The organism is Deltaproteobacteria bacterium (assembly GCA_020848745.1).
Classification (GTDB): Bacteria; Desulfobacterota; Binatia; order UTPRO1; family UTPRO1; genus UTPRO1.
The window spans coordinates 1-3,633 of sequence record JADLHM010000122.1; the positions used below are offsets into that span (position 1 = coordinate 1).

Below are 3,633 nucleotides of genomic sequence, written 5' to 3' on the forward strand. Positions count from 1 at the left end.
GCGATCGCGAGCTCCAGCGCCCCGTAGACGAGCAGCGGGCGGTCCAGACGGATCGCCACCCGCGAGGCCGCGGCCGCGCCGAGCGCGAGCCCGCCCATGTAGGCCGCGAGCACGGTCGCGACCGCGAGGTCCGCCGTGCCGAACACGAACGAGAATTGCCGCGTCCAGACGGTCTGGTAGAGCAGCGCCGCGAACCCGGAGAGAAAGAAGCAGGCGAGCGTGAGGGCGTAGACGGGGTCCAGCGCGCGCGGCGCCTCGTCGCGACTCACGGCGGCACGGCATATACCGAGCGGCGGAACCGCGGAAGCGCGCGTTCGCGCCGCATGCGGTCCCACGTTAAGAGTCCGTTCGCACAATGGCACCGAGCGAGGCGAACGACACGATGCCGTCCATCCGCAGCGTCACCGTGTATGCCGCCTCCGCACCCGAGGCGCCCGCTCGTCTCCGCGCGGTCGCGCGCGCGCTCGGCGCCGGCATCGCGGCGCGCGGCTGGCTCCTGGTGTACGGCGGCGCGCGGATCGGGCTCATGGGCGAAGTGGCGGACGCCGCGCTCGCCGGCGGCGGGCGGGTGGAAGGCGTCATCCTCGACACCTTCGCGCGGGTCGCCCACGATCGCCTCCACGCGCTCGACACGGTCGGCGACATGCGAAGCCGCAAGGCCGCCCTCGCCCATCGCGGCGACGCCTTCGTCACCCTGCCCGGCGGCTTCGGCACGCTCGAGGAGCTCTCGGAGATCCTGGTCGAGCGCCAGCTCGGCTTCCACGCGAAGCCGCTCGTGCTGGTGAACGTCGACGGCTTCTGGGACCCGCTACTCGCGCTCGTCGACCGGCAGATCGCCGCCGGACTCGTGCGGCCGGCGTATCGCGAGCTCCTGACGGTGGTAGCGGACGCGCGGGCCGCCCTTGCCGCGCTCGACGCGGCGGCCGCGCGCCCCGTGACGGGAGTCGCGCCCGATCTCGGCAAGCTCGAGGGTCGGGGCTAAGCAGCCGACCCGGCCCGTCGGCCGTTCCCCGACGCCGCGCCGCGCTTGTCGCCCTCGGCCCGTGGGATAGTATCCGCCGCCGATCCGGCGCGGCCGCGCCGGCATTCCCAGAGGAGGTCCCACGTGTACAAGATCGCAATCATTCCCGGTGACGGCACCGGCCCGGAGGTCACGGCCGAGGCCGTGAAGGTGCTCGCCGCGGCGGCCAAACGCTCGGGCTTCACGTACGAGACGACGCAGTTCGACTTCGGAGGCGACCGTTACCTTCGCACGAACGAGGTGCTTCCCGAGAGCGCCGTCGGCGATCTCCGCGGCTTCGACGCGATCCTGCTCGGCGCGATCGGCCACCCGGACGTGAAGCCCGGGATCCTCGAGAAGGGGATCCTGCTGCGTCTGCGCTTCGAGCTCGACCTCTACGTCAACCTCCGCCCCGTGAAGCTCTACGAGGGCGTCGAGACGCCCCTCAAGGACAAGGGTCCCGCCGAAGTGGACTTCGTCGTCGTCCGGGAGAACACCGAAGGCCTCTACGCCGGCGCCGGCGGCACGCTGAAGCGCGGCACGCCCGACGAGGTGGCCGTGCAGGAGTCGATCAACACCCGTAAGGGCGTCGAGCGCTGCTTGCGCTACGCGTTCGACTACACCCGCAAGCGGAACCGCCGGAAGACGCTCACCCTCTGCGGCAAGACCAACGTGCTGACCTACGCCTTCGACCTCTGGGAGCGGGCGTTCAACGAGGTCGGGCAGACCGACTACCCGGACGTCAAGCGCGACTACGCGCACGTCGACGCGACGTGCATGTGGATGGTGAAGAACCCCGAGTGGTTCGACGTCATCGTCACCGACAACATGTTCGGCGACATCATCACCGACCTCGGCGCGATGATTCAGGGCGGCATGGGCATCGCGGCCGGCGGCAACATCAACCCCGCGGCGGTGTCGATGTTCGAGCCGATCGGCGGCTCGGCGCCGAAGTACACCGGCCAGGGCGTCATCAATCCGATGGCCGCGATCGCGGCGGCGCAGATGCTGCTCGCCCACCTCGGCGAGACCGACGCCGCGACCCGCGTCGACGTGGCGATCGCACACGTCGTCGCGAAGAAGCTGAAGTCGATGCAGGCGGGGAAGATGGGGTACTCGACGTCGCAGGTGGGCGATCTGGTCGCGGACGCCGTCGCGTCACTCTGACCCTGGTTCTCCGCCGCCGGAGCGTCGCCGGATGCGGCTCTCCGGCGGCGGGCGTCCTCCTCCTACCGGGTGACGAGCACCTACGACTCCCCAGGCCGCTTCGCGACCCCTATACTCGCAGCGTGTCGCTGTTCGAGCCGCTTTTCGAGGCCAGCAAGCCCGAAAGCCGTCGGATGGGTGACGCGCCTTCCCCGACCGCACCCGGCGCCGACGACTGGGGATGCGGATGGGAATCGCACCGCCGCCGCCAACTGACGTCGGCGCTTGCGGCGACACCCGCCGACCGCTTGCGGTGGCTCGAAGAGATGATCGCGCTGGCTCATCTCTCCGGAGCACTGCCACGGCCGCGTTCCGACACGGATTCCTCACGGCCCCGCAAATCGTAGTCTTGCGGGAACGGAAGTGGAGCCGAAGGGAATCGAACCCTCGACCTCTTGAATGCCATTCAAGCGCTCTCCCAACTGAGCTACGGCCCCACGCGGCAGGTCGACAAGAGGAAGCGAGTCTCTAGCCGGAAATCCGCTCGGCGACAAGGCGGAGCCAGAAACACGCGGGCCCCGGGAGGACGCATGCTTCCCGGGGCCCACGGCTGGCTCGTCGAGAGGGTGCGGATCTCGCGACCCGCGCCCCCGGTGCGTAGCGCTACGGCGCGCCAGCCGCCGTCCCGCGGATCGTCACGCGGCCCGGACCGGGAAGGCCCGCCACGTTGTTCACCGCCGAGGCACCAGTCGGCCCGACGCAGAAGACCGCGCCGAGCGTCGGCTGCGCCACGTCGTTCATCGGCGCGTCGGCCATGCCGACGGCCACGAGCGTGTCGGTGCCGTCCAGCGCCGAGGGCTGGAACGTCCCGCCGCCGGTCAGGAAGCACTTGCGCTGCGCGACCTGACAGCTGCCGCCACCGCCGCCACAGTCGACATCGCTGAGGCACCCGCGCTGCGCGTGGCCCGATGCCACGCTGCAGTTCTGATCGGTCGGGCCGTTGGGGCACTCGCCCTCCCCGTCCGCGTCGCCGTCGGTGCAGTCGAGCGCGGAGGTGCTGGTGTCGTCGAGGCAGGCCGCCGGCTTGGTCGGCTCGCCGGGACGCGCGCAGACACCGCCCGGACACTCGGAGTTGGCGTTGCACGCCGCGCCGTTGTTGGGACCTGAGAGGCAGCGCTTGCCGCCACACTGGGTCGCGCCGACCGCCACGCAATCGGCGTTGGTGAAGCACGGCGTCGCCGCGGCGTTGTTGCAGGTGTCGCAGAGGCACTTGTTCCCGGCCGCGTTGGTGCAGTTCGGGCTCGACGCCGTCAGCGTCCTCGCAACCGCCGCCGTCTGGTTGCTGAGGTCGATCGGCAGGGTCGCGATGATCGATGCGGGCGAGAGCGGGCAGTCGAGGCTCGTCGTGCCGAAGTCGGGGCGGTTCGCCACCGTACCGTTCCCGTCGCAGGGCAGTCCGACGCGCGGACCGGCGTCGCACGTGCCGC

General features: G+C 70.9%; 4 protein-coding genes and 1 tRNA gene. 2 read left to right on the forward strand and 3 right to left on the reverse strand.

Annotated elements, in window-relative coordinates; genetic code table 11:
• Nucleotides 1-269 (reverse strand): hypothetical protein (locus IT293_18360; GenBank protein ID MCC6766626.1); only part of this gene is annotated, 269 nt, incomplete at its 3' end.
• 113 nt (nucleotides 270-382) lie between these two features.
• Between IT293_18360 and IT293_18365 the strand changes: the two genes are divergently transcribed.
• Together IT293_18365 and IT293_18370 are read left to right on the forward strand one after the other, a co-directional pair.
• Nucleotides 383-982: a TIGR00730 family Rossman fold protein gene (locus IT293_18365; protein MCC6766627.1), complete on the forward strand. Its 600-nt coding sequence runs from the start codon at nucleotides 383-385 to the stop codon at nucleotides 980-982.
• Between the two features lie 123 nt (nucleotides 983-1,105).
• Nucleotides 1,106-2,167 carry a 3-isopropylmalate dehydrogenase gene (locus IT293_18370; protein MCC6766628.1) on the forward strand — a complete coding sequence of 354 codons (1,062 nt, stop codon included), beginning with the start codon at nucleotides 1,106-1,108 and terminating at the stop codon, nucleotides 2,165-2,167.
• A gap of 403 nt (nucleotides 2,168-2,570) precedes the next feature.
• Here IT293_18370 and IT293_18375 read toward each other — a convergent pair.
• Nucleotides 2,571-2,643 (reverse strand) — tRNA-Ala (locus IT293_18375).
• 166 nt (nucleotides 2,644-2,809) lie between these two features.
• A complete protein-coding gene (locus tag IT293_18380) occupies nucleotides 2,810-3,577 on the reverse strand; it encodes a hypothetical protein (protein MCC6766629.1) in 768 nt (255 codons plus the stop codon).
• Nucleotides 3,578-3,633 lie beyond the last annotated feature (56 nt).

Bases quoted from the DNA above. Each gene is read 5' to 3' on its own strand.
- IT293_18365 (MCC6766627.1), top strand. From the start codon at position 383: ATGCCGTCCATCCGCAGCGTCACCGTGTATGCCGCCTCCGCACCCGAG.